At 56.8% G+C, this 22943-nt stretch carries 17 protein-coding genes; 8 read left to right on the forward strand and 9 right to left on the reverse strand.

The window, feature by feature from the left end; genetic code table 11:
• Nucleotides 1-75: 75 nt before the first annotated feature.
• The 7 genes from GF423_RS07555 to GF423_RS07585 form a co-directional block, all read right to left on the reverse strand.
• Nucleotides 76-1482, reverse strand: coding sequence for an SU10 major capsid protein (locus GF423_RS07555; protein WP_154327770.1), 1407 nt, complete (start codon nucleotides 1480-1482; stop codon nucleotides 76-78).
• A 71-nt stretch (nucleotides 1483-1553) separates the two neighbouring features.
• Entirely contained in the window at nucleotides 1554-1868 is a 315-nt protein-coding gene (locus tag GF423_RS07560; protein WP_154327771.1) for a hypothetical protein, read from the reverse strand.
• 201 nt (nucleotides 1869-2069) lie between these two features.
• Entirely contained in the window at nucleotides 2070-3110 is a 1041-nt protein-coding gene (locus GF423_RS07565) for an outer membrane protein (protein ID WP_154327772.1), read from the reverse strand.
• A 3-nt stretch (nucleotides 3111-3113) separates the two neighbouring features.
• A complete protein-coding gene (locus GF423_RS07570) occupies nucleotides 3114-4094 on the reverse strand; it encodes a YitT family protein (protein ID WP_154327773.1) in 981 nt (326 codons plus the stop codon).
• A 351-nt stretch (nucleotides 4095-4445) separates the two neighbouring features.
• Nucleotides 4446-5195 (reverse strand): HpaII family restriction endonuclease, encoded by a 750-nt coding sequence (locus tag GF423_RS07575; protein WP_154327774.1) that lies wholly within the window; start codon nucleotides 5193-5195, stop codon nucleotides 4446-4448.
• A 152-nt stretch (nucleotides 5196-5347) separates the two neighbouring features.
• Nucleotides 5348-7396 carry a hypothetical protein gene (locus GF423_RS07580; RefSeq protein WP_154327775.1) on the reverse strand — a complete coding sequence of 683 codons (2049 nt, stop codon included), beginning with the start codon at nucleotides 7394-7396 and terminating at the stop codon, nucleotides 5348-5350.
• A 211-nt stretch (nucleotides 7397-7607) separates the two neighbouring features.
• Nucleotides 7608-9293: a hypothetical protein gene (locus GF423_RS07585; protein WP_154327776.1), complete on the reverse strand. Its 1686-nt coding sequence runs from the start codon at nucleotides 9291-9293 to the stop codon at nucleotides 7608-7610.
• Between the two features lie 224 nt (nucleotides 9294-9517).
• Here GF423_RS07585 and GF423_RS07590 point away from each other — a divergent pair, with 224 nt between their 5' ends.
• Both GF423_RS07590 and GF423_RS07595 read left to right on the forward strand, forming a co-directional pair.
• Nucleotides 9518-10726, forward strand: coding sequence for a saccharopine dehydrogenase family protein (locus GF423_RS07590; protein ID WP_154327777.1), 1209 nt, complete (start codon nucleotides 9518-9520; stop codon nucleotides 10724-10726).
• A 238-nt stretch (nucleotides 10727-10964) separates the two neighbouring features.
• Nucleotides 10965-12353: an alpha-L-fucosidase gene (locus tag GF423_RS07595; RefSeq protein ID WP_235911690.1), complete on the forward strand. Its 1389-nt coding sequence runs from the start codon at nucleotides 10965-10967 to the stop codon at nucleotides 12351-12353.
• Nucleotides 12354-12465: 112 nt separating this feature from the next.
• Here GF423_RS07595 and GF423_RS07600 read toward each other — a convergent pair whose 3' ends face one another.
• Both GF423_RS07600 and GF423_RS07605 read right to left on the reverse strand, forming a co-directional pair.
• The gene (locus tag GF423_RS07600; protein WP_206113163.1) at nucleotides 12466-14412 is read right to left on the reverse strand and encodes a BspA family leucine-rich repeat surface protein; all 1947 of its coding nucleotides are present in this window, start codon (nucleotides 14410-14412) and stop codon (nucleotides 12466-12468) included.
• A gap of 143 nt (nucleotides 14413-14555) precedes the next feature.
• On the reverse strand, nucleotides 14556-15143 hold the full coding sequence (locus GF423_RS07605) for a lipocalin-like domain-containing protein (RefSeq protein WP_206113164.1): 588 nt from the start codon (nucleotides 15141-15143) through the stop codon (nucleotides 14556-14558).
• Between the two features lie 102 nt (nucleotides 15144-15245).
• Between GF423_RS07605 and GF423_RS07610 the strand changes: the two genes are divergently transcribed.
• From GF423_RS07610 to GF423_RS07635, 6 genes are all read left to right on the forward strand, one after another.
• Nucleotides 15246-16520: a DUF2851 family protein gene (locus GF423_RS07610; RefSeq protein WP_154538256.1), complete on the forward strand. Its 1275-nt coding sequence runs from the start codon at nucleotides 15246-15248 to the stop codon at nucleotides 16518-16520.
• A gap of 77 nt (nucleotides 16521-16597) precedes the next feature.
• Entirely contained in the window at nucleotides 16598-17656 is a 1059-nt protein-coding gene (locus tag GF423_RS07615; RefSeq protein WP_154327781.1) for a helix-turn-helix transcriptional regulator, read from the forward strand.
• Nucleotides 17657-17715: 59 nt separating this feature from the next.
• The gene (locus tag GF423_RS07620; RefSeq protein ID WP_154327782.1) at nucleotides 17716-18159 is read left to right on the forward strand and encodes a WG repeat-containing protein; all 444 of its coding nucleotides are present in this window, start codon (nucleotides 17716-17718) and stop codon (nucleotides 18157-18159) included.
• 310 nt (nucleotides 18160-18469) lie between these two features.
• Entirely contained in the window at nucleotides 18470-20104 is a 1635-nt protein-coding gene (locus GF423_RS07625) for a reverse transcriptase domain-containing protein (RefSeq protein ID WP_154327783.1), read from the forward strand.
• A 1-nt stretch (nucleotide 20105) separates the two neighbouring features.
• Nucleotides 20106-20951: a hypothetical protein gene (locus tag GF423_RS07630; RefSeq protein WP_154327784.1), complete on the forward strand. Its 846-nt coding sequence runs from the start codon at nucleotides 20106-20108 to the stop codon at nucleotides 20949-20951.
• Between the two features lie 267 nt (nucleotides 20952-21218).
• Nucleotides 21219-22871 (forward strand): leucine-rich repeat domain-containing protein, encoded by a 1653-nt coding sequence (locus GF423_RS07635; RefSeq protein ID WP_154327785.1) that lies wholly within the window; start codon nucleotides 21219-21221, stop codon nucleotides 22869-22871.
• Nucleotides 22872-22943: the final 72 nt, after the last annotated feature.

Below are 22943 nucleotides of genomic sequence, written 5' to 3' on the forward strand. Positions count from 1 at the left end.
GGGCATCGCGCTCCCGGGCAGCCTTGCTGCTTTTCATGGCTGGGTTATAGAAAGAAAATGAAGGTAGATGTGCGATTATTGCATCACCACACGCATGTGGGCCTTGGGATAGCGCAGCACCAGGCAGCTGGCCTCGGTGAGCACCAGGGCATCGACGTTGCGGCGGCCGCTCTTCTTCAAGTCGAGACTCTCGCTCGAGAAGGGGATGTGGCTGTACTTCTGCAAGTAGTCGGGGTCGATGACGATGCCGTTGTCGGGCATGTCGACCTCGTCGAAGATCTCGCTCAGCATCACATAGAGGGTGCCAAACTTGCTGCGCAACTGCGAGAAGTCGATGCCCCACTTCACCACGTTGTCGCCGGCGGTCACCACCTTGCTGTAGTCCATCTTGTTGAGGCGGCTGATGAGGCCGCTGCCGCCTATGAGCACCTTGCGCTTGCTGCCGGCGTTGCCGGTGAAGGCCTCGCGCATGAGGTCGACGATGCCGTCCTGGTTGAGGGCGTTTTCGCCGTAGTTAAACTGCTTGCCGGCCTGAAACCACACGCCGCCAGTGAGCATGATGTTTTCTTTCTTGGCCGGGTCCCACAGCTTGCGTTTCACCCCGAAGAGGAACGACTTCTCCATGCCCAGGCGCATGTCGTAGATGGCGGCCTCCTCCTGGTCGGTCATGCTCCAGTCCACCTCTTTGCTTGACAGCTTCTGCAGGGTGCTCTGCTCGACCTGCATCTTGAAGATCTGGCAGTAGTTTTGCGCCTTGCGGGGCAGTGCCTCAAATTGCGGCGACTGCACGTCGAGCTCGCTGGCGGCGCGACCCATGCGCACGAGTGCGGTGCCTGCCTCGATCGAGGGCACACAGCCCTGGGCGTCGCCTATTTTCTTGCCGTTGACGGCCATCACCGTGATGGCGCCCTCGTCGGTCTTCGACACCACATAGAGCACCAGGTCGTGCTTGCTCTCGGTCACGCCGTCGGGCTCGTAGCCAAACACGCCTTTCACCAGTATGGTGTCGCTCACGTCGAATATCTCGTCGTCGCTTGTGCTCAGCTTCACCTTCACGGCATCGGTGGTGGCCGCCGCCTCGGTGGTGGAGGGCTCGGTGTAGGTCCTGGTCACGGTTGCGCTGGTGGCCTTGGTGTCGACGTTGTAGTAGTCGACGACCATCGAACCGGCGTGCTTGCTGCCGGCGCAGCGCGAGAGCTGGTCGATGGGCGTGGCCATGGGGCGTATTTTCACAATTTGCCGGTCGATCTCGTTGAGCAGCAGCTCGGGCGAGCCGGCTCGGGCGAGGTCGGTGGTGAGCGGCCCGTCGACTACATGCTTGCCGCCTGCCACGCCCGTGATCAGGGCCATGGCCACCATGGGCGACTGGCCGTGGCTCTTCTTGCAGGAAATGAGCAGCAAGAACAGGGTGACTAGCAGGATGATGATGAGCTTGCTGTTTTGCTTTATCCAGCGCAGTTTCTCGAGAATTTTGTTTTTCATAATCGTTGTGTGTGTGTTGTGGTTGATTTAAAGTTTTGTAACTGAGTGGGTGCGGGTTGCCTGCAGCTCTTTCAGGAGTCCCACACGCTGCGGCGCGTGTAGCGCGGGAAGTGCGGCGACGGGGCGTCGCTTTCGAGTTCGGCCTCGGTCACGGGGTCGAGGGGGCGGGTGAGCAGTTCGATTTTCTCGTTGCGCCCGCGCCGGTAGCCAGCGGTGTCGGCGTTTTTCACTTGCTCGTCGATGATTTCCATGACGCGGCTGGCCACGTCGCGGTCGAGCCCCAAGCGGCCTATGGCTTGCTCGGCGTCATGGCACGGGGTCGCCGGCTGGGGCTCTTGGGTCGCTTGGCGAGGCGCTTGCTCGCTTTTGGGTTGTGTGTTTTCCATAATGTGATTTTTGATTGTGTGTGTTGTGTGTCGGTATTGACGATGCAAAGGTATAATGCTGCCGCCCGCGCGTCACATGACGAAATGTGACACCCTGGCAACGCCCTGATGCCCAATTGGGAATGAGGGCCAAAGCCGTCTCGGCTGGTTGTGTGTTGTGCTTGAAATGTGCTGGCCAGTCGGGACCTGACAGGATCACATTTAGAACAACTCAAGTTTCCACGACACGCCCACGTCGAGCATGTGCTCCTTGTCGCGCATCACCGGGCTGGGAGCGCCGTTGCGCCCCCACGAGTAGCGGTAGTTCACGTGCAGGCGCACGCTCTCGTTCTTGAGCGGAAACACCTCGACGCCGGCACCCACGCTGGTGAGGTCGGTGCCCGTGGCCACGGCCATGTCGCCCTCGCGGCCCGAGTGGTTGTTGTCGTAGGTGACCTTGCCCCAGGCCTTCAAGTAGGGCGAGGGCTGGTAGTCGACACGGCCCATCACCGAGTAGTCCTTCATCAAGTAGCGGTGGTGGCCTGTCGAGCGGTTGGCCACGTCGAGGTTGATGCTGGCCTGCGGCGTGATGTCGACAGTGGTGCCCAGACACACATAGTTGATGTAGTGCCCGGGCCGGTACTCATAGAGGTTGGCCGACCACGAGGTGTGTACCGGGCCGTGGTGGCCGTACCACATGAGGCACCCGCCCCACATGGCCTTGTCGCTGCCCGTGGCGTGGTGATAGGCGTGGGCAAAGGGGCTGCGCACCACCTGCAGATACACCTGGTCGGCCTTGCTCGTGGAGTTCCACTGCACATAGCCGCCCCACTGGTAGCAGGGAAACTGATAGGCAAACTCCGAGACTTGCATGATGTCGATGGGCGCGGGGTCAAACTCCCAGCACCCCACCAGCACGGCCCACTTGCCGGCCATCACCTCCCAGTTGGGGCTCAAGCGGCAGGCCAGGTAGAGCCAGTCGGTTTGGTCGACCCACTTGCTGCGGTCAAGTCCGTTGAAGCGCTGGCGATACTTGTAGCTCAAGCGCCGGGCCAGGGTGCCCCGCACATAGAGGTCGGCAATGGTGCACTTGAGGCCGCTGGTGCCGCGGTCGCGCTGGCCGTCGACCTGGTCGAGGCGGTAGTCGCCCCGGGCCTCGAGGCGGGCGTCGATGTCCCACGCCGGCTCGTCGCCGGCTTGCATGACCGCCGGGCACAGCAGCACCGCGGCGGCGGCAATGAGTGTAGCAAGGTGTCGTCGCATGGCTTAGTGTTGTGAGAGTGAGAGCAGACTCTTTTTGTTCCACAGCCCATACACGGCGCTCACCTGGTCGCTGGTCATAAACGACTCGATGTGCTCCTTGTGCATGAAGTCGATCAGGCGCGAGAAGTCGTCTTCCGAGAGCACGATCTCGAGCTGCACGTGCTTCTGGCCCTTGTAGCCGCCCGTCACCTCGTGCAGGGTGCAGCCGCGATTGATGGTGTTGATTACAAAGTCTACGATCTTCTTGTAGTCGTCGGTGATGATATACACGCGTATGCGCGAGTTGATGCTTGCCATGAAGTAGTTTACCACCAGGCCGTTGATCCACGTGCCCACCAGGCCCATGATGACCAGGCTCACGTCGTTGATCAAGAAGGCCGAGCAGCATATGGCCCCGCCCCCTATCGTGACCGACGTGCCCAGGCTCACGTGGCAATACTTGTTGATGATCTTGGCCAGGATGTCGAGCCCGCCCGTCGAGGCGTTGATGCTGAACAGTATCGACTGCGACACGCTCAGCACCAGCACAAAGCACAGCAGGTCGAACCACGGGTTGGCGATCACCTGCCCCGTGCCCTGTATCGTGACAGCAAAGAGCGACTCCTTGATGGGGCACACTGCCCCCAGAAAGTCGATCATGGGGCCCAGAATGAGGGCCGTGTACACCGTCTTGGCCCCAAACTCGTTGCCGATGAGCACAAATGCAAGCAGCAGCAAGATGGCGTTGATGATAAATATCATGGTGCCCACCGACAGGAAGGGCACAAACTTGGCAATCACGAGCGACAAGCCGGTGATCGAGCCCACGATGAGGTGACTGGGAATGAGAAAGAAATATACCGAGCACGAGGCAACAAACATGCCCGCGGTCATGACGACCAGGTCGAACCAGAACTTCTTGGTGGCAACTTGCGCTCTTAGTGTTTTCAACAGGGAGGCGCCGAGCTGGCACAAGGAGCTGCTGTTTAGCTTTAGAGGTTTCATTTTTGGATGGTTTGTTAAGATTTATCTATGCAAAATTGCAACTTTGCTTTCAAAATTACAAGTTATTACCCAAAAATCTTTAGCCCTTCGTGCCTTTTTGTTTAACTCGTTGATTCCTATTATTATAACTGTACTTTCAAATTGAAAAAAAACCACCTGTTATGTGTTATTGTTTGTAATGTTTTGTGGGCTCTGTGTTAAGAATCCAAGTCAAAATGCCGTGGCGTTTTTTTTTCTTTTCATCATGCGTGAAGCTGCTCAATCACATCATCGTGGGAGCAATGTGTGGAATTGCTGGTTGTGAGACAACCAATCGCAGAATTAGCAATTTTTTGAAAACAGCGCTCGTTGTCACTTTGCGCTCAGGTCTCTCATGCGCACTTGCAGGTTCAGCTTCAGCCAGTATTGCCCGCCTTCTACATACACCCAGCCATAGTTGAAATCTTTCTTGGCACTTGGTCTCACGTGCCCAGGGTGGCTGGCGTCTTCGTTTGTTGCAGGTTGCTCAAAATAGGTGGAATCGAGCAGATAATTCAAAAACCTGTTTTGCTCATAGATGTGATAGCAAGCTCCTGGCGCATTAGCTTTGGCTTTGCACTCGATGGCATCGTAGACGCCTGTCCATGCGTCTTCCGTAGTCATGCCCATGGCACATGCTTGCAGAAACCGCATGATCTTAGATTCATAGAAAGGCTGCCCATGGCTCAGGTTGAAATGCAGCGGATTGGTTTCGTTCAATTTCTCCACACACCGCCTCACCGTGTTCAGCTTGTGCCGGTATTTGGCAAGCAGCATTTCGCCCATCACCGTGGGCATGCCCATGTCGATCATCAGCAGGTTTTGATAAAATTTAGGCGACTGCACTCCGCTGAACTTAATCGTGGCGCCATATTCGTTTTCCAGCCTGAAGATGCGCGCTGTGATTTTGCCCTCTTTGGCGTTGTAGGTCTCCTTGTTAAACGCTTCCATGTCGAAATGGGTATTGCTGGGAAACGTAATATTATAAATGAAGTTCGTGCCCTTCCCCGCATTAAACAGCGTGGCAATTTCTCCAATCATCGATTTTATGTTTAAGCCTGAGGCCTGATCTAATTCTTTCATTGCAATTGATTGTATTGGGTAAGTTTCTGCATGTAAAAACGAGACTTTGTGTGATTTTATTATGGTTGTTTACAGCAATGGGGCTGGGCCGGAACAGGCACAGCCCCATTGGTGCTACGGGGTTGAAGCTCTTAGGCTTTTTTTTGGGGGGGTCACTTGATGAGCTTGGCGGCCTGTGTGGTGCCGTCGGTGTAGTCGATGCGCTTGATCACGAGGCCTGTGGCCTGGCTGCTCACCTGGCGTCCCTGCAGGTCGTAGTAGGTCACGCGCTTCACCGTCTTGGCGCTGAGCACGCCGTCGACGCCGGTCATTGCCTCGACCTCGACGGGGCAGGCGATGTAGTTTTGATACCAGTGCGGGTCGTTGGTGGGCATCTTGCGGGCGATGCGGGCAGGCATCATGGCTGGTGCCGTGCGTTGGCGCGGAGTGGCGGCGGTGGTGAGGGCCGGGGCGCCGACGCCTGAGGGCTGCTCCCAAGGCTCGAGCTGCTTGAAGACGGCTCGCATGTTATACTCCTTGCCCTCGGTGAAGACGGCGGTGCTGCCCAGGTAGCGGCGATCGAGCCTCACTTGCTGGAAGAGGCTGCCGTCCTGGTTGTAGCCCACGAGATACTCGGCGCCCTGGGCATCTTTCTTGTAGAAGCCCTTGATCCAGGCCACCTGGTTGCCGTTGGCGTTGAGCGAGTCGGGGGCGGCCAGGTTATAGTGCATGTAGGCAATGTCGGGCATCTCGACGCCGGCCAGCTCTTGGGGGGCCTTGTCGAGCACGAGGCGCGGGTTGGTGAGGTTGCTGTAGAGCGTGCCCTCGACACTGCGCGGTGCGATGGCCTTCATGGCGCTCAGCTTGTTGTAGAGCTGGGTGTCGCTGCCGCAGTCGATGGCGATGAAGTCGGGATCCCACGCTTGCCACCAGGTGTAGCCCCAGTCGGCATAGAGGTCGATGAGCACCATGGTAGCGTTGTCGGTCAAGTACACCAGGTTCTTGCTGGCGACCTCGGGCTCGATGGCTGCGGGGGTTGGGATGACATAGAGGGTGTCGGCCAGCTGGTAGCGGGTGCTGTCCTGGCCCTGGTACCACACCTTCCACAGGCGGGTCGACCAGTCGTAGGCCGTGAACTTGGTGGGCTGGAATTGCGCCTTGTTGTTGTAGATGTGGAGCACGCCCTCGACGCTGTAGTGCTGGGTGGTGTCGGTGGGCAGGTCGATGCCAAACTTGTTGTAGCAGGGCATGGTGAAAGTGCCCTCCTGCATGTCGGCGTTCACGCCGTGCTCGGTGATGGTGAAGTTGCCCTTGCTGTCGGCGCTGCTCACAGTCACATTCTTGAAGTAGTCGTAGTCGCCCTCATAGCCTTGTGGCGCGTCGATGAAGACGCCCAGGTAGCCGCTCATGTCGAAGGGGGCCGAGTCGGTGCTGTCGGCTTGCTGTGTCGCTGCCGTGAAGCCTGTGGGCTCGATGATCTCGCACATGCCCATGGTGGTGGTCTTGGTGCCCTTCCAGCCGGCGGGCACGATGTCGCCCTGCTTGTAGCCGAGGCCCACGTTGCCATGCACCAGCGCGCTGTAGCCGTAGTGGTCGCTCGGGTCGTAGCAGCGCAAATACAGGTACTCGCCCCACTGGTAGCACACGATGGCCTCGCCGGTGAAGGTGAACTGGGTGCCGTCGGCAATGGTGTCGCGCAGCATCTTCAGGGTGGCCAGCGTCACGCCGGTTGCGGTGGTGTCGGGCTGGGTGCCTCCGCCCTCGCCATAGGTCACCAGCACCGAGTCGAGCCGCATTTGGGCGCCCACGGTGTAGACTACCGGGCTGGCACTGCCTGCCCACTTGTTGCCCGTGAAGGTGCCGCTGCTGGCCTCGGGCTCGGTCCACTTGCTGTTGTAGAAGGTGACGCCTGTCACGCTCTTGCCCGCGGGGGCGGCGATGGTGATGGTGCCGCTGTACACGCGCAGCTGCACGTTGCCGTAGTAGTCGCTGTAGAGGCGGTTGGTCATGTTGGTGGTGCTGGGGCTCACTGTGAAGGTGACGCCGTCGACCGTGGCCGTCTTGGTGGCAGTGATGTCGCCGGCGTTGCTACTGCTCGACGATGGCGCGGTGAGGCCGAGAAGGGCGGCGCCGTTTTGGGCAAAGTTGAACATTGCACTTTCGGCTGCCCACGCTGTCGCTGCGATTGCAGCGAGCGTCGCTAAGGTGATGATTTTTTTCATGCGATTGATGGTTTTGGTTATTATTGGGGTATACTGTTACAAAGGTATGTATTTCTATTGTAAATTCAAAAATTTTTTCAACCTACGGCAATTGGTGGAATTGGATTGAGCAATAGGCTCTTAACCGCTTCGGCCCATGAAAAAAGGCAGGGCGCTGCTGCCGCAGCGCTCTGCCTTGATGCACATGTGCAATAGGGCACAACGGGTTGTTTTATTTCACGACCTTGCTTGTGGTGTTGCTGCCATCGGTGTAGTCGATGCGCTCGATCACGAGGCCTGTGGCCTGGCTGCTCACCTGGCGCCCCTGCAGGTCGTAGTAGCTCACGCGCTTGACGGTGCGGGCTGCGCCAGTCACGCTCTCGATGCCGGTGGTGGAGTCGACCCACACGACGGCCGACTTGCGCTCCTGGCCGCCGCCGCGGTATATGCTCTGCACGCCCAGCTTGGTCCAGTTCTTGTCGTAGAAGTAGATGGTGTGCTGGCCGCCGCTCAAGAAGATGTCGTAGTTGCTGTCGCTGAAACCGTAGGGTATCTCGCTCATGTCGGTCTTCAGGCCGGTGTAGAGGGCGGGCGTGAAGGTGTAGACCGAGTCGTTGTAGTAGATGCAGTAGTACAGGTTGTTGGTGTTCAGGTCATCGCCGTCGACATCGACCGTGGGGATGGTGAACTTGAGCACGTCGAAGCGGGTGGAGCGGGTCACATCGTCGATCGAGAACACAGGGTTGGCCGGCGTCATGGGCTCGTCGTTGACCTCCTCCATGAGTGGGGCTACATATTCCTTCACGATGTAGAGGTTGTTGCGGCCGCAGTTGATGATGAGCGAGGCAGGGTAGGGCGCAAAGATGCTGTCGCCCTCGGCCGAGAAGTTGAGGGTGAGCTTGCTGGTCTTGTTGTAGTTGAAATACTTGGTGGTGCCTGCGCTGTCGACATAGGCGTTGCCCGTGAGGGCGTAGATGTGGGAGTTGTAGTTCTCGTCGACACCCAGATACTGGCCCGATGGCACCTCGAGGTTCATGGTCGAGGCGTTGGCGTTGATCTTGATCAGGGCGTTGGGCAGGCCGTCTTCGAGGTGGTCGACATAGATGGTGTTTCCTACCATCTCGTCATCGACATCGACCACGGCATAGGCGTTGACCATGGTCGTGGTCGTGGAGTCGAGCTTCTCAGGGCTGGCAATGTGGGTCACCTTCACAAGCGAGGTGTCGATGCCCTGGGTCTGGTCTTTGTTGATGCTGACTGGCTTGTCGGGGTTCACGGTGTAGACGATGCTGTAGTCGCCCATGTAGAACCAGCTGCCGGTGGCGTCGGCAAAGCCCACCAGGCAGTCGTCGACCTGACGCAGGGTGTCGTTTTTCCAGGTAAACTTGATGCCGCTCTTGGTCGAGTCGACCACATAGGTGTCGCCTGCCTGGTCATAGGTCATGCGTTGCACATAGTAGGGGTCGCCGGCATCGATGGCATAGATTTGCGGGGTGATCATCTCGATGGTGTCGGCCGCAAGTTTCTTGCACTTGACCCAGGGGGTGCCCAGGGACCACACATAGGCTTGCGAGATGGGGCCTTTCACATAGACGTAGCCGTCTTTGCCCTCGACCACGCCGCCCAGGCCGCCGTCGACCACCTGAGTGTAGGCCGAGCCCCAGCCCAGGCCGAAGCTGTTGGAGTTGACATACATGTTGTCGAGCAGCCGACCCTCGGGAGCTGCGGTGATGGGTTTCTCGTCGGTGGCCTTGCGGGCGGCCTTGCGCACGAGGCCGCGTTCTTGCAGCTGGCCGAGCGTGACGGCCTGCTTCTTGAACGGGGTGCCGTTGACTCGGGCATGAGCGGGACCTAAGCCTTGGGCCTGCGCTGCCATGCACAAGAGCGATGTGATAAACAGGGTAGCAATTTTTTTCATAAGCGATAAAAGTTTGATATGATTGATAAATGTGAATGTGCTTTGCCGTGTTTTGTTTCATATTGTTGCCACACGGGGGTGTTTTGTGCAAAGATACAACTTTTCTTGAATTATAATGTTTTTTTTGTCATAAAATGAAATTTTTCGTGATACCGCTTTATTTCATTATCTTTGCACAAGAGTAGAACTCAGGAAAAAAACAATTTAACACAACAATACAGCACATGAACAAAGTACTTATCATTGGTTGCGGTGGCGTGGGCACCGTGTGCGCCTTCAAGTGCGCCCAGAATCCCGATGTGTTCAACGAGATTGTGATTGCCTCGCGCCACAAGGAGAAATGCGACAAGGTGGCTGCCTCCATCAAGAGCCGCCTGGGTGTGAGCAATATCACCACCGACCAGGTCGACGCCGACGAGGTGCCGCAGCTTGTGGCCCTGCTCAAGCGGCACAAGCCACAGCTGGTCATCAACCTGGCCTTGCCCTACCAGGACCTCACCATCATGGATGCCTGCCTCGAGTGCGGTGTCGACTATCTCGACACGGCCAACTATGAGCCCAAAGACGTGGCACACTTCGAGTACAGCTGGCAGTGGGCCTATCGCGACAAGTTTGAACAGGCCGGCCTCACAGCCATTCTGGGTTGCGGCTTCGACCCGGGCGTGAGCGGCGTGTACACGGCCTATGCCGCCAAGCACCACTTCGGGCACATGCACACCCTCGACATTGTGGACTGCAATGCCGGCAACCACGGCAAGGCCTTTGCCACCAACTTCAACCCCGAGATCAACATACGCGAGATCACGCAGCCCGGCCGCTACTACCAGGACGGCAAGTGGGTCACGACCGGCGCCCTCGAGATACACCGCCCGCTCACCTATCCCGAGATAGGGCCGCGCGAGAGCTACCTGATGTATCACGAGGAGCTCGAGTCGCTCACCAAGAACTATCCCAGCCTCAAGCGTGCCCGCTTCTGGATGACCTTCGGGCAGGAGTACCTCACCCACCTGCGTGTGATACAAGACATAGGCATGGCCCGCATCGACCCGGTGATGTACAACGGTCAGCCCATCGTGCCGCTGCAGTTTCTCAAGGCCGTGCTGCCCAACCCGCAGGACCTGGGCAAGGACTACACGGGCAAGACCTCGATAGGATGCCGCATTGCCGGCACTGGCCGCGACGGCAAGCCGCTCACCTACTACATCTACAACAACTGCGACCATCATGCCGCCTATGAGGAGACGGGCATGCAAGCCGTGAGCTACACCACTGGCGTGCCTGCCATGACGGGTGCCATGATGCTGCTCAAGGGCTTGTGGAAGAAACCCGGCGTGCACAATGTGGAGGAGTTTGACCCCGACCCGTTCCTTGAGCAGGTGGCCAAGAGCGGCCTGCCCTGGCATGAGCAGTTCAACATCGACTTGGAGCTGTAGAGCGTCTCGCTCGCGCGTGCGCAACGATTTTTCACGGCTGCCCGGGAGCTTCGCCCCCCGGGCAGCCGTGCTCGTGTTGTGGCAATGTACAAAACACTGTGCCCGCACATCAAGAAAGAGCATGCTGCAGCATGGATGTTTCATTATTTATGCCTACATTTGCAATGTTATAGAAATTAAATGTTGTCTATGTGCCATGACAAGCTGGCAAAGTATGAATTTAAAATATCAAAAAAGCATGAAACCATCATTTTTTACCCACATGGTTCTGTCGGCCCTGTTGGTTGTTACTGTCGCAACTACGGTGCACGCCCAGAAATCCATGGCGCCCCGTGAAGCCTCAGGCACCAACAACGCCATTGCCGACAGCAATGTGCTCGCCAAGCTCGAAAGATGGAAAGACTTGAAATTTGGCGTGCTGTTTCATTGGGGCGTCTACACCACGCAAGGCATCCCCGAGTCGTGGAACCTGTGCTCAGAGAGGTGGATCGACACCCGCCCTGCAGGCTCAAAGTATGACGAATACAAGAGTTGGTACTTCGGGCTGAGCGAGAAGTTGAATCCCACGCAATTCAACCCCGACCAGTGGGCAACTGCAATGGAAGATGCCGGCATGAGATACATGATCTTCTCTACCAAGCACCATGACGGCTTCTGCATGTTCGACACCAAGGAGACTGATTACAAGATCACCAACGGCCCGTTTGCAAGCAACGACAGCGCCGACGTCACCCGGTTTGTACTTGACGCCTTCCGCAATCATGGCTTCATGGTGGGCTGCTACTTCTCTAAGCCCGACTGGCACTGCCAGTGGTTTTGGAACCCGTATTACGCCACCCCCGACCGGTATGTGAACTACGACACCATTCAGCATGCCGACTGGTGGCAAAATTTCAAGCGCTACACTCAAAACCAGCTGCACGAGCTCACCCACAATTATGGCAACATCGACTTGCTATGGCTCGATGGCGGTTGGGTCAAAGGCAGTGTCTTCAACCTCGACAGTTTAGTCACCAGCTTTAGGGCAACAACCCAGAAAGGCCTGTTGTGCATCGATCGCACTGCCGGCCACAACGAGGACTACAAGACGTGGGAAAACACCCTCCCCGACAAGCAGCTGCCCTACGCTTGGGAGTATGTGGCCAAGCTCTCCAGCATGTGGCCCTGGTCGCGTAACAATGATATTTACTTGAAGTCGAGGGCTACAATAGTCAACACGCTCATCGAGGTGATTGCCAAGGGTGGCAATTTCCTGCTGGGCGTTGGGCCCGACCCGCGCGGCCTCATCACCGACGCCACTGTAGTTCGCCTCAAGGAAGTGGGGCAGTGGGTAAAGGCCAACAGCGAAGCCATCTACAACACACGCCCCACACCCGTATACAACAGCGGCAATGTGTGGTTTACCGCCAACAAAGACCTGCGCACGCTCTATGCCTTTTATGCGCTCCCCAGCGATGCAACGCTGCCCAGTGTCGTTACATGGACGGGTAATGTGCCTGTGGGTAAAATGACTGTTGTGAGCACTGGCAAAGACGTGAAATATGAGGTCTCGGGCCAAGAGGTCTCGGTCACTCTCCCGGCCGGCATGCCTCAAGAAAGCTTTGCCTTGAAATTTACGATAAAATAGCTCCTGGCGCTCTTAACAGCGTCTACACAACAGGCATGCCTCCCGAAGTTGCAGGCATGCCTGTTTTTGTCACAACCCTTGCCCCTTTCTCTCCTGCATGGGAGGCAAAAGCCTATTGCTTGTAGACGATCTTCTCGCCCCTGGAGGTGATGTAGACCTGGCCAGGCTCAGGGTTGGGAACACGCACGCCTCGCAGGTCGTAGAAGATGGGAGCGGCCGATTGGGGCGATGCCTTGATGTCGTTGACCGCCGACTGCTCGTTGAATCTCATGCATGAGAGGTTGATGCCGGTCACCGAACTGTCGTTGAACAACCTGGCCAGTTCTTGAGTCGCCGCTTGGCACTCATAGGGCACAGCGGTCGTGTTGCCGGTGCAGGTGTTGCTAAACATGCCACGCATGTCGGCGCTCACGGGCAAATTGAGCGGGCCGAGGTTGAGCCCGTTGAGCGAAACGCAACCCGCAAACATGTTGCGCACATTGGTCACCGACTCGGTTTCCCACCCCGTAAAGTCAACGCTCTTGACTGCGTGGCACATCTCCAGCATCGCGCTCAGGTCGGTCACTCCAGTTGTGCGCATCTGCGACAGGTCGGCTTTTTCCATCTTGTCGAGGCCTGCCAGCAAGCCGGCAAGCGAGTAGTTGCGGCGCTCATGTTGGCCGTCGTCGCTGTAGTGGTTGAAGTCGGGCAAGGGGTCGTTGTTGAGCCACTGCAGGGTGCCATCGGTATAGTAACCCCCGGCTGCGCGATTGAGCTGCGCCTTGAAGCCTGGCGCAAGTCCTACATGACACACGCCGGCTACTGAATCGTAGGTATAGGTATAGAAAGCACCGCGATTGGCAGCACTCACCGAGTCAAACTGCAGCGCTGCCAGGTTGATTTGTGTCACAGCCGGGTCGTTGAGCACACTGGCCTGTGCGGCGTTGGCGGCAATGCCTGGCATGGGCTGTGAAGTGGCACTGGCCGAGCAAGTGCCTGCAAGCATGCCTCGCAGCTCCTGGGGGGCGCACAGCGTGAAGCTGTTGAGGTCGAGAAAAAGAAGCGAGTCGCAATTTTCTATCATGTAGCGCATGTCGGCCACCTGGCGGGTGTCAAAGCCATTGAGGTTTACACGCTTGAGCGACTTGCAGCCCTCAAGCATTTCAAACATGTTGATTACCGCATGGGTGTCTATTTGGCTCAAGTCGAGCGTGGATAGCGACGCGCAGCCTTTCAACATGTAGCTCATGTCGGTCACCCGGCGGGTGTCAAAGCTGCTTAGGTCGATCGTGCTGAGCTGGCTGCATCCTGCCAGCATCTCGCTCATGTTGGTCACCTGGCGGGTGTCGAAGTTGCTCAAGTTGGCGCTGCTCAAGCTGGCACAGTAGCCCAGCATGCCACTCATGTCGGTTACGGCATGGGTGTCGAGTGTCGACAGATTGATGTGCGTGAGTGATCGGCAGCCCCACAGCATGTTGCGCATGGTGGTGACGGCCGGTGTCTTGAAGCCGTTTCCCAGCTGCAGCGACTGCAAGGCGCTGCAACAACACAGCATGTAGCTCATGTCGGTCACCTGGCGGGTGTCGAAGCTGCTCAAGTCAATCTCGGTGAGCGACTCGCACAGGTAGAACATGTGGTTCATGTAGGTCACCCGGCGTGTGTCGAGATGGGACAGGTCCACCTTGCGCATCGAGCGGCAATTCCAAAACAGGTTGCTCATCACAGTCACGTCGTGGGTGTGCATGCTCGTGAGGTCGATCTCTTGCATGTTTTCCAAGCCATAGAATAGCGAGTCGAGCGAGAAAGCAAGACTGCCGTGCATGCCGTCGGTATAGCTGTGGTCAAAGTCGGGCACAGGGTCGCCTGTAGCCCATGTGGCAAGGCGGCCGCCAGTACTCTTGTCGAGTTGAGCCCTGAATTCGGGGGTGAGCCTCACCTTGTAGAGGTTGGCTTCGGGCACATAGCTATAGGTGTAAAAACCTGTTGCACCTTTGCAAAAAGGGATGGCGGCCACAATCGTTGCTGCGAGCAACAGGCCGCGCAGCGCAAATCTCGTCGCCGCAGTTTTGATATGTCTCATTGTATTGTCTTTAGCTGTTTTAAGAAAACAAAAATAAGTATTTAACATGGAAGTTCAAAGCTTTTTTTCAGGCGATTGTCAATTGTCTCTATCAGAGCAGTGTCTCGTGGGTGAAACGGTGAGGGGTGGGGGTGTGCCGAGGCTCAGCGCTTGAGCTCAACGCCCAGGTTCACGTGGTCGTAGTTGCGGGCCAGAGCGGCCAAGTCGGCCAGGTGCCTGTTGTGCACAATCGAGCTGGCCAGTTGCAGGAGCCGGAGCATGTGGTCGGTCTCAATGGTGAGCCCCAGGCGCTTGCCCGCTTTCACGTGGCACGTCACAGGCAGGCGGTGCCAGTACAGGGTGAGCAAGCCCTGGGCGGGCGAGTACACATAGCGCCCGCGGGCCACGTCGCCCATGCCGCGCACCCACAAGGCATAGTTGCCCTGGGCATCGAGCCGCAAGGCTGCCTGCTTGCCCGAGAGGTGCAGCTTGCGGTATATTTTCTTCAAGCTGCGCTTCACCTTGCCCTTCACGATGGGCTTGCCCAGCGACGACACCACATTGCGCCCCGCCAGCTCCACGGCCGGGCCGGCATAGTGCCAGCTGCCTGCCACCGCCGCGTTGCGGCGTGCCACGGCCTGCATCGAGTCGACAGCCGGCGAGGCCGCCAGGTCGTCGTACACATAGTCCTGTGCCTGCGCCGTCACAGCAGCCAGGAGCATCAAGGCAAGAGCGAGCGCATATCGTGTCATGGCACAAAAGTAATAAAAATAGAGTGAAGTCATGAAAAAAAATTGCCTTCAACACATGCCTGAGCAACAAGAAATCACTAAATTCGCATTGTGGAAAAACTCATGCAATACATATGGCAGCACCGCCTGTACCGCAACAGCGACATGGTGACCAACGACGGGCTCAAGGTGCGTGTGATCGACCCTGGACTGCTCAACACCGACGCGGGCCCCGACTTCTTCAACGCCAAGATCGAGATCGACGGGCACCTGTGGGCCGGCAACGTGGAGCTGCACGTGCGTGCCACCGACTGGAAACGCCACGGCCACGACCGTGACAAGGCCTACGACAGCGTGATACTGCACGTGGTGGGCAAGGACGACGCCCCCGTGTACCGCACCAGCGGCGAGCGCATACCCCAGGTGGTGCTCGAGGTCTCGCCACTGTTCAACCAGAGCTACGACAGGCTGGTCAACGCCCGCGACGAGATACCCTGCGCTGCCAGCCTCAGGCAGGTGCCCCACCTCACCATCACCGAGTGGGTCGAGGCGCTGGCCTTTGAGCGGCTGCACAACAAGGTAGAACGCATAGGCCAGCTGCTGGAGCTCTACCACGGCAGTTGGGAAGACGTGTGCTATGTGACCCTGGCGCGCAACCTGGGCTTCGGCATCAACAACGAGGCCTTTGAGCGGCTGGCCCGCCGCACGCCCTTGCGCCTGCTGGCCAAGCACAGCGACTCGCTGCTGCAAGTCGAGGCTCTGCTCTTCGGGCAGGCGGGCCTGCTCGATGCCGCGGCACAGGGCACCGACAGCTACTACCAGCACCTGTGCAGCGAGTATGCCTTCCTGGCCAATAAGTTCCAGCTGCAGCCCATGGAACGAGAGTCGTGGAAGTTGTTCCGTATACGCCCGCAAAATTTCCCCTATCGCCGCATTGCCATGCTGGCCCACTACATCGAGGGCGGCTTCAGCCTCATGAGCAAGCTCCTCGAGGCCGATGGCGAGAAAGCGCTGAGAGACCTGTTCACTGTCGAGCTCACCGGCTACTGGGCCAATCACTACAGCTTTGGCAAGCCCAATGCAAGGCCCAGCAGGGCGCTGAGCGACAACTCGATCGACATTGTGCTCATCAACACCGTGGCCCCCCTGTACTGCGCCTGTGGCGAGATCACCGGCGAGAGCCGGCTCGCCGACAAGGCCATCGCCCTGCTCGAGAGCCTCAAGAGCGAGCGCAACGCTATCGTCGACAAGTTTACCTATGCCGGCATCGACAGCCCCGACGCGCTCACCTCGCAAGCCTTGATCGAACTCAAGCGCGAGTATTGCGAGGCCCGCAAGTGCATCTATTGCAAAATAGGCCACTACCTGCTGAGCGAGGCCGCCCGGTCTAAAACTTAACACAAGAGGGCCAAGAGACCTTGGTTGCTCAACACCCGATCGAGACTTTTTCAATCACATTACCTAAACGCTGCGACATGCCATCCAACAAGAATGCACTCACCCGAATCGTACTGCTCGACAAGCTGCTTGCCGACCGCTATCATGCCTATTCCATACATGACATGACCCTCTGTCTTGAGCGGGAGTTGCCCAAATACGGGCAAGTGGGCGGTGTGAGCAAGCGCTGTGTCGAGAAGGATATCGAGTATCTGGAGTATAACTTCCCGATACCGATAGAGCTTGAACGCTACACGGTAGATGCTCAAAGCGCGGCTACCGACAAGGTCTATAAAAAGAGATGCCTGCGCTACAGCGACCCCACCTTCTCCATCTTCAAGGGAAAACTCACCGCCGAGGAGAAGGGAATCCTCACCACGGCTCTTGCGACCATCGGCTCCTTCGACGGACTCGACGGTTTCGGGTGGCTCGACGACCTGAACAAGCGGCTTGGACTCGTCGAGCAACAGCCCGTGATTCAATTGTCGAAAAACCTGCTCGAAAACAAGACGCTCATGGCCGAGGCTTTTTCTGCAATCCAAGCGCACGCGGTGGTCAAGTTGCAATACAAGCGGTTCGATGCATCGCACATGTGCGAGGTCATCATATCGCCCTACTTGCTTAAAGAGTATAACCAGCGGTGGTACTTGATAGGGGCTGCCTACGACACTGGCCGTGTGCTCAATTTTGCACTCGACCGCCTTGTGTCGATCGCCGTGCTGCCGGGTTATGAGTACCGGCAGGCGCCTGCCGACTTGCTGGAGCGTTATGAAGACATCGTCGGGATCACTTACTACGAGGGTGCACAGCTGTACAAGATTGTCTTTTGGGTCTCCGACAAGTCGGCACCCTATGTCGCTACCAAGCCGTTGCATGGGTCTCAAATCAGATACAAGGGGGAGCGTGAAGCCGCCCTGCGCCAGCAGTATCAAGCACCGCCTCAAGGTGCCTTGTTCTCGATAGCTTGCATGGAGAATTATGAGCTCATACGCGAGCTGTGCTCTTATGGCGGGGAGTTGAAAGTGCTCTCGCCCCAGCCCATAATCGACGCAGTGACGAGCAGAATAAAGGAGATGGCCACACTTTACGGCTTGTGAGCGAACATAGCATTCGCATCGACGACCTATCTTTGCATCGAAATTTAAAAACAACCCCTATGGACGACAAGCAATATCGACGCACAAAACCACCCATCAATTCTCGCATCACAGTAGTTCAGAACAGCGACTACAAGTGGGGCGCGATCGACGAGCAGGGCAATGTGGTCGTCCCCTTCGGCAAATATGCCTGGATTGATGGTTTCCAGAATGGATTGGCCAAGGTCATAGGCTACAACGACTCCATGTCGCCCAACATAGTCCTGCATTTTACTAATTGGGGCGATGATAATGACATGGCCGACGACACCCGAGTTGCCGCGCAGGGTATCGTCAACGAGGCTGGCGACGAGGTGCTCCCATTGGAATACAACATCTGGAAGTTCTACGGCAAGGATTACCCTACCATAAAGTACTTTAAAGGTGAAGAAGAGCACACGGCGACTTTCCAGTCGCTCAATCCTTCACTTGCCACCGAGAAGAAAAATAACAAGAGTGAATGAACATAGAGTTCGCACACGTTGCGTAACTTTGCATAGTAATCGAAAGAGAACAGAGAACATTGAAGTATTGGGCTAAAGAAACATTTTGAACCTGCCCGGCGATTGGTCGGGTACTTTCCCCTCGGGGAATTTCCAACGGTCAGTTGGCTCTGGGCACTTATCACATCATCAAGCTGATGTGATAGTGCGTATGAATCTGGGAAAATTACACCCTCCTATGTCATAGAGTTAATTTCTCAGCCAAAGCGAAACAAAGAAAATAGTCTTGGCCCAATGCTTCTTTTTTATTTTTTTTTTTCTACCTGATAGAATGGATAAAGAACTGCTGATAAGTAAAATACGCAACACCACCACACGGTGGAAACTGCTGGATCTGCTCAACGAAATCAAGGCCGACCTGGCAGGCACGGCCGCCTATCCATTCACCATGAGCAAGATGATGCGCCTGTGCAATCCCAGGATAGGCTTAGATCGTTACCACTCATTTGAGATACCCAAAAAGTCGGGAGGAGTCAGGTTGATTTTTGCCCCCGAGGGCAACCTGAAGTGGATGCAGCTGTGCCTCAACGAGATTTTCAAGGCACTCTACACGCCTTCGCCCTATGCTATGGGATTTACCCAAGGGCGCTCGATCGTGAGCAATGCCGTGCGGCACTTGCATCAGAACTATGTGTTCAACATCGACTTGTGCGACTTTTTTCCGAGCATCAGCCAGGCACGCGTGTGGAAGCGCTTGCAATTGCCGCCGTTCAATTTTACCAAAGATGTGGCCAGCGTGGTTGCCGGGTTGTGCTCGATTAGGATGCTGGATATAGTCGACGGCAACGTGCGGCTCGTCTCCTACAAGCTGCCTCAAGGCGCCCCCACATCGCCGTTGCTCACCAATGCAATATGCGACACGCTCGACCGGCGGCTGGCGGGGCTTGCACGGCGGTTTGGCCTGCACTACACCAGGTATGCCGACGACATCACATTCAGCTCGATGCACAATGTGTATCAGGATGGCAGCCCGTTCAGGCACGAACTGGAGCGCATCGTCTCGGGGCAGCATTTCAAGATCAATGCCAAGAAAACCCGCCTCAACCACCGTGGCGAGCGCCAGGAGGTGACTGGCCTCACCGTGGGCGAGAAGGTGAACGTTGCCCGCCGCTATGTAAAGGACGTGAGGGCCATTCTTCACATCTGGGAAAGATATGGCATGAATGCGGCTGTTGCAAAGTTTTATCCTCGATACAAGACCGAGAAGGGCTCTCTCCACAACGGCGACCCCGACATGGAGAATGTGATCGCGGGGAAACTTTGCTACCTGAAGATGGTGAAGGGCCAGCACGACCCGGTTTATGTCAAGTTGCAGGAGCAGTTCGACCGTCTCACCAGTGCAAAGCCCGAAGCTCATGACCTCGAAATAAGCTGGGAGTATCTCCAGACCCTGCCCACGAGCGACTTTGAGGCTCAGCTCGGCGTCAAGATTGACTATGGCATTTCCAATCTTGGCAAGCAGTATGCCAGCTTTGTCTTCAACGGCAAGAAAATTTATGCGTCGGTGAGCCGTAACATCTCAATCAGCAATCTTCCCAAAAGCTTGTACATCTCCCTGTGCCGCCAAATTGATTACAAGGTGAAATATACCGGCGAAGCAAGCCAGCGACATGCCGTGATAGATCCCGGCACGCCTTACGGGCGCATGATGCTCGGTTGTCCGCTGCCCGAAGACCTGGCTGTGAGATACATCTATGTGGTGCACAGGGCTCTTCCCAAGGACAAGCCGTTGAAGTATGTGCACACCCCGCAAGTCGCCCCCGAGCTAAAAGACATAGTGGGCAAACTCAATGAGCTCATGCCGGGTGCACTCACTGCCGACGGCGCCCTGCTGGCCGGTGATAGACCCAAAGACACCTTGACGCAACTTGTCGAGTCGGGTTTCGACCTCTCAATCCTACCGTGATATGGCAGAGCAGAACAAAGACAACCTGAGGAAGTTGTTGCGCTTCCTCGATGCAGAGATTATCCACAAGCCAGAGAACCGCTGGTTTGTGGATGAATTGCGCAGTGCTTTGCCTCGGGGTGCTGTTGTGGAAAGCGGCGCTTGCAGCTCATCGGTCAAAAAAATCGAGAAGTATCTGGCCCTTGACTACAAACTGGACCACGCCCAGGCGGCGCTCGACTATTCCTCGATCAAGGACGACTATATGCGACAATGCTTTGAGGCCGATTGCCGCGAGATGCTGCGTTTCCGCTTCGGCCTCAGGGGGCACTGCATCGATTTCGGGGAGTTTTGCCGCTTTGCCCAGATTCAGGCCGAGCGGCTACTCAACATGTACTATAGTACCAAGGGCACGCTGCCCGAGATAAAAGCCTACATCAAGAAATATAATGAAGAAGCGGCCTGGATTGATCATGGCAAAACGCTGGAGGACATCAGTTATTCGGTTAAACTGTGGGCATTTACCCATGAGTATAAGCTGCAACCTCTATTCAGAACGCTCGACAATGTGCGGAAAGTGAGAAACACCCACAGCCACGGCTCGACCTCAAGCGCCGACGAGCAATTCTTCCAGAGTCACTACACCATGCTTGTAGAAGCCGGTTACCCTCTACAGCCCAGTTGCCGTGTCGATTGGGAAGCCCTGAAAAATGACAAGTCGAAAAACGAGATTTACTTCAACACCATAAGGTACACCTCCGAGCACAAGCGATACATCGACTTGTGCTGGCAACGCCGCCAGCCCTTCGATGAAGTGATCAAGGCGCTCGAGGAGCTCATCCTTCAGGTCACGGCTCACACAAACTGAGCCTGAAATATATGTTGAGAGGCTAAAAATAACAAGGGGCAAATGGCTGTTGTGGTTGAAGAATAAAAGAATGCATGCCTTTGTAGTTTTTTTTAATGAATGATTTGAGCGAAACTTCAACCCCCACTGTTGCCTGTTTTGTTTTTTTTGTTAAATTTGTGGCCGATACAGAGACCCACCTTAAAACATGTCGTTGCAAGGCATTTGCGGGCTCGGCCGCGCTCCGACTGTGTAGTTATTAACCCACGAGCCCGAAGAAGACTATCTATGAATTTCAAATCTCTACTGCTCTCAATTCTACTCATTGTGCCCTTCGGCCTGAATGCACAAACTATCGAGAACGGTGTGCTCACCAACTGTACAGGCCTCTCGGGCGAATACACCATCCCCGACGGCGTGAAGGAAATAGGCGAGGGCGCATTCTTCTATTCCGGCGTTACCAAGGTGCATGTGCCTGCCTCGGTCGAGGTCATAGGCAAATCGGCCTTCTACATGTCCTACTCGCTGCAGAGCGTTGACTTTGCCGCTGGCAGCAAGCTCAAGACCGTGAGAGACCTGGCTTTCTCCGAGTGCACGCAGCTGCAGCAAATCGAGCTGCCTGCCAGCGTCGACTCGCTGGGTGCCAACGCGTTCACCTTCTGCGACGGGCTGCGCAAGGTGACGCTGCCCGCGAGCCTGAAACGGCTGTGCTACGGCACCTTCTCGAGCTGCGTCGCCCTCACGCGCATTGTGGTGCCCCCGGCCTGCAAGGTTATCGATGAGTTTGCCTTTGGCAATTGCACCGGCCTGAGCTATGCCGACGTGCAGGGCGCCGACACCATCTCGACCAAGGCCTTCTACCACTGCTCGGTGCTCTCGACCCTGAAGCTGCCCGAGACGCTCAAGGCCATAGGCGACAGCGCCTTCATGCGTTGCGAGGCTCTTGCCACCATCACCCTTCCCGCCTCGCTCGAGCGGGCTGGCGACAAGATGTTTTTGCGTTGCCCCTACTTCGAGGGCTTCACAGTTGCCCAGGGCAACGCCCACTTTGTGGCCGAGAACGGCGTGCTCTACTCCAAGGACAAAACGGTGCTCTATGAGTGCCCGCAACTCTACACGGCCGATGTGTTTACTGTGCCTGCCACGGTCAAGACCATCAGGCCCAAGGCTTTCTTCGAGTGCAATGCAGTCAAGGGCATCAGCCTGCCCGCCACCATCGAGGGCATAGGGCTGGGCGCACTGTCCAACAACGGCATCGCCGCCTTCGACTTTGCGGGCAACGACATGTATCCCGTGCACGACGGCATGATCTATGCCCGCCTCAAGTCGCTCGACGGGTTGGCGCTGCTGGCCGCTCCGTGCCAGAGCCCGAAGACCGATGTCGTGCTGCTGCCCGGCACAGTATATATTGCCGACTATGCCCTGGCCTATAGCAAGAACTTGAACAACGTGACCATGCCCGAGAACCTGAAATATGTGGGTCCCTATGCCTTCTACAACGACCAGGCCTTGCAAAATGTGACCTGCTATGCCGTCGAGGCACCCCAATTGCTCGACAACGCCTTCGGCGATGTGCCCTTCAACAAGGTGTATCTTCACATCAAGCCAGGCAGCTACAATTCCTACCAGGCAGCCGGATGGCTCTTCCTCATGGGCGACGACATCACGGGCGACTACCCCTATGTTGACCCTGCCACTGGCCTCAATGCCATTGCCGCCACTGGCGATGCCATTGCGGTGAGCCGCCGTGGCGATTGCGTGGTCGTGGCGGCTGCCCAGCCCATCGCCACCGTCGCGGTCTATGACATTGCCGGCCGCCTCGTGGGTGCCGCCTCGGCTCATGGCCAGAACACTGCCACGGTGCAGGCCGTCGACAATGCAGGCGTGCGCGTGATGCGCGTAGTCTTCACCAGTGGCAAGCGAGCCACGGTCAAGTTCTAAGCCTCCAGGCAAGTGAGACACAGCAGCGTGGGGCATGGCCCCATGCCGCCTTCCTCGTCGAGGGCACATGGG

Origin of the sequence: Sodaliphilus pleomorphus (genome assembly GCF_009676955.1) — a bacterium.
Taxonomy (GTDB): domain Bacteria; phylum Bacteroidota; class Bacteroidia; order Bacteroidales; family Muribaculaceae; genus Sodaliphilus; species Sodaliphilus pleomorphus.

What these genes read in the sequence shown, in the direction of transcription:
- GF423_RS07610 (WP_154538256.1), top strand. Translation starts at nt 15,246, where the DNA reads ATGCAATACATATGGCAGCACCGCCTGTACCGCAACAGCGACATGGTG.
- GF423_RS07560 (WP_154327771.1), bottom strand. Translation starts at nt 1,868, where the DNA reads ATGGAAAACACACAACCCAAAAGCGAGCAAGCGCCTCGCCAAGCGACC.
- GF423_RS07615 (WP_154327781.1), top strand. Translation starts at nt 16,598, where the DNA reads ATGCCATCCAACAAGAATGCACTCACCCGAATCGTACTGCTCGACAAG.
- GF423_RS07555 (WP_154327770.1), bottom strand. Translation starts at nt 1,482, where the DNA reads ATGAAAAACAAAATTCTCGAGAAACTGCGCTGGATAAAGCAAAACAGC.
- GF423_RS07630 (WP_154327784.1), top strand. Translation starts at nt 20,106, where the DNA reads ATGGCAGAGCAGAACAAAGACAACCTGAGGAAGTTGTTGCGCTTCCTC.
- GF423_RS07600 (WP_206113163.1), bottom strand. Translation starts at nt 14,412, where the DNA reads ATGAGACATATCAAAACTGCGGCGACGAGATTTGCGCTGCGCGGCCTG.
- GF423_RS07635 (WP_154327785.1), top strand. Translation starts at nt 21,219, where the DNA reads ATGAATTTCAAATCTCTACTGCTCTCAATTCTACTCATTGTGCCCTTC.
- GF423_RS07595 (WP_235911690.1), top strand. Translation starts at nt 10,965, where the DNA reads ATGAAACCATCATTTTTTACCCACATGGTTCTGTCGGCCCTGTTGGTT.
- GF423_RS07565 (WP_154327772.1), bottom strand. Translation starts at nt 3,110, where the DNA reads ATGCGACGACACCTTGCTACACTCATTGCCGCCGCCGCGGTGCTGCTG.
- GF423_RS07570 (WP_154327773.1), bottom strand. Translation starts at nt 4,094, where the DNA reads ATGAAACCTCTAAAGCTAAACAGCAGCTCCTTGTGCCAGCTCGGCGCC.
- GF423_RS07585 (WP_154327776.1), bottom strand. Translation starts at nt 9,293, where the DNA reads ATGAAAAAAATTGCTACCCTGTTTATCACATCGCTCTTGTGCATGGCA.
- GF423_RS07575 (WP_154327774.1), bottom strand. Translation starts at nt 5,195, where the DNA reads ATGAAAGAATTAGATCAGGCCTCAGGCTTAAACATAAAATCGATGATT.
- GF423_RS07625 (WP_154327783.1), top strand. Translation starts at nt 18,470, where the DNA reads ATGGATAAAGAACTGCTGATAAGTAAAATACGCAACACCACCACACGG.
- GF423_RS07590 (WP_154327777.1), top strand. Translation starts at nt 9,518, where the DNA reads ATGAACAAAGTACTTATCATTGGTTGCGGTGGCGTGGGCACCGTGTGC.
- GF423_RS07605 (WP_206113164.1), bottom strand. Translation starts at nt 15,143, where the DNA reads ATGACACGATATGCGCTCGCTCTTGCCTTGATGCTCCTGGCTGCTGTG.
- GF423_RS07580 (WP_154327775.1), bottom strand. Translation starts at nt 7,396, where the DNA reads ATGAAAAAAATCATCACCTTAGCGACGCTCGCTGCAATCGCAGCGACA.
- GF423_RS07620 (WP_154327782.1), top strand. Translation starts at nt 17,716, where the DNA reads ATGGACGACAAGCAATATCGACGCACAAAACCACCCATCAATTCTCGC.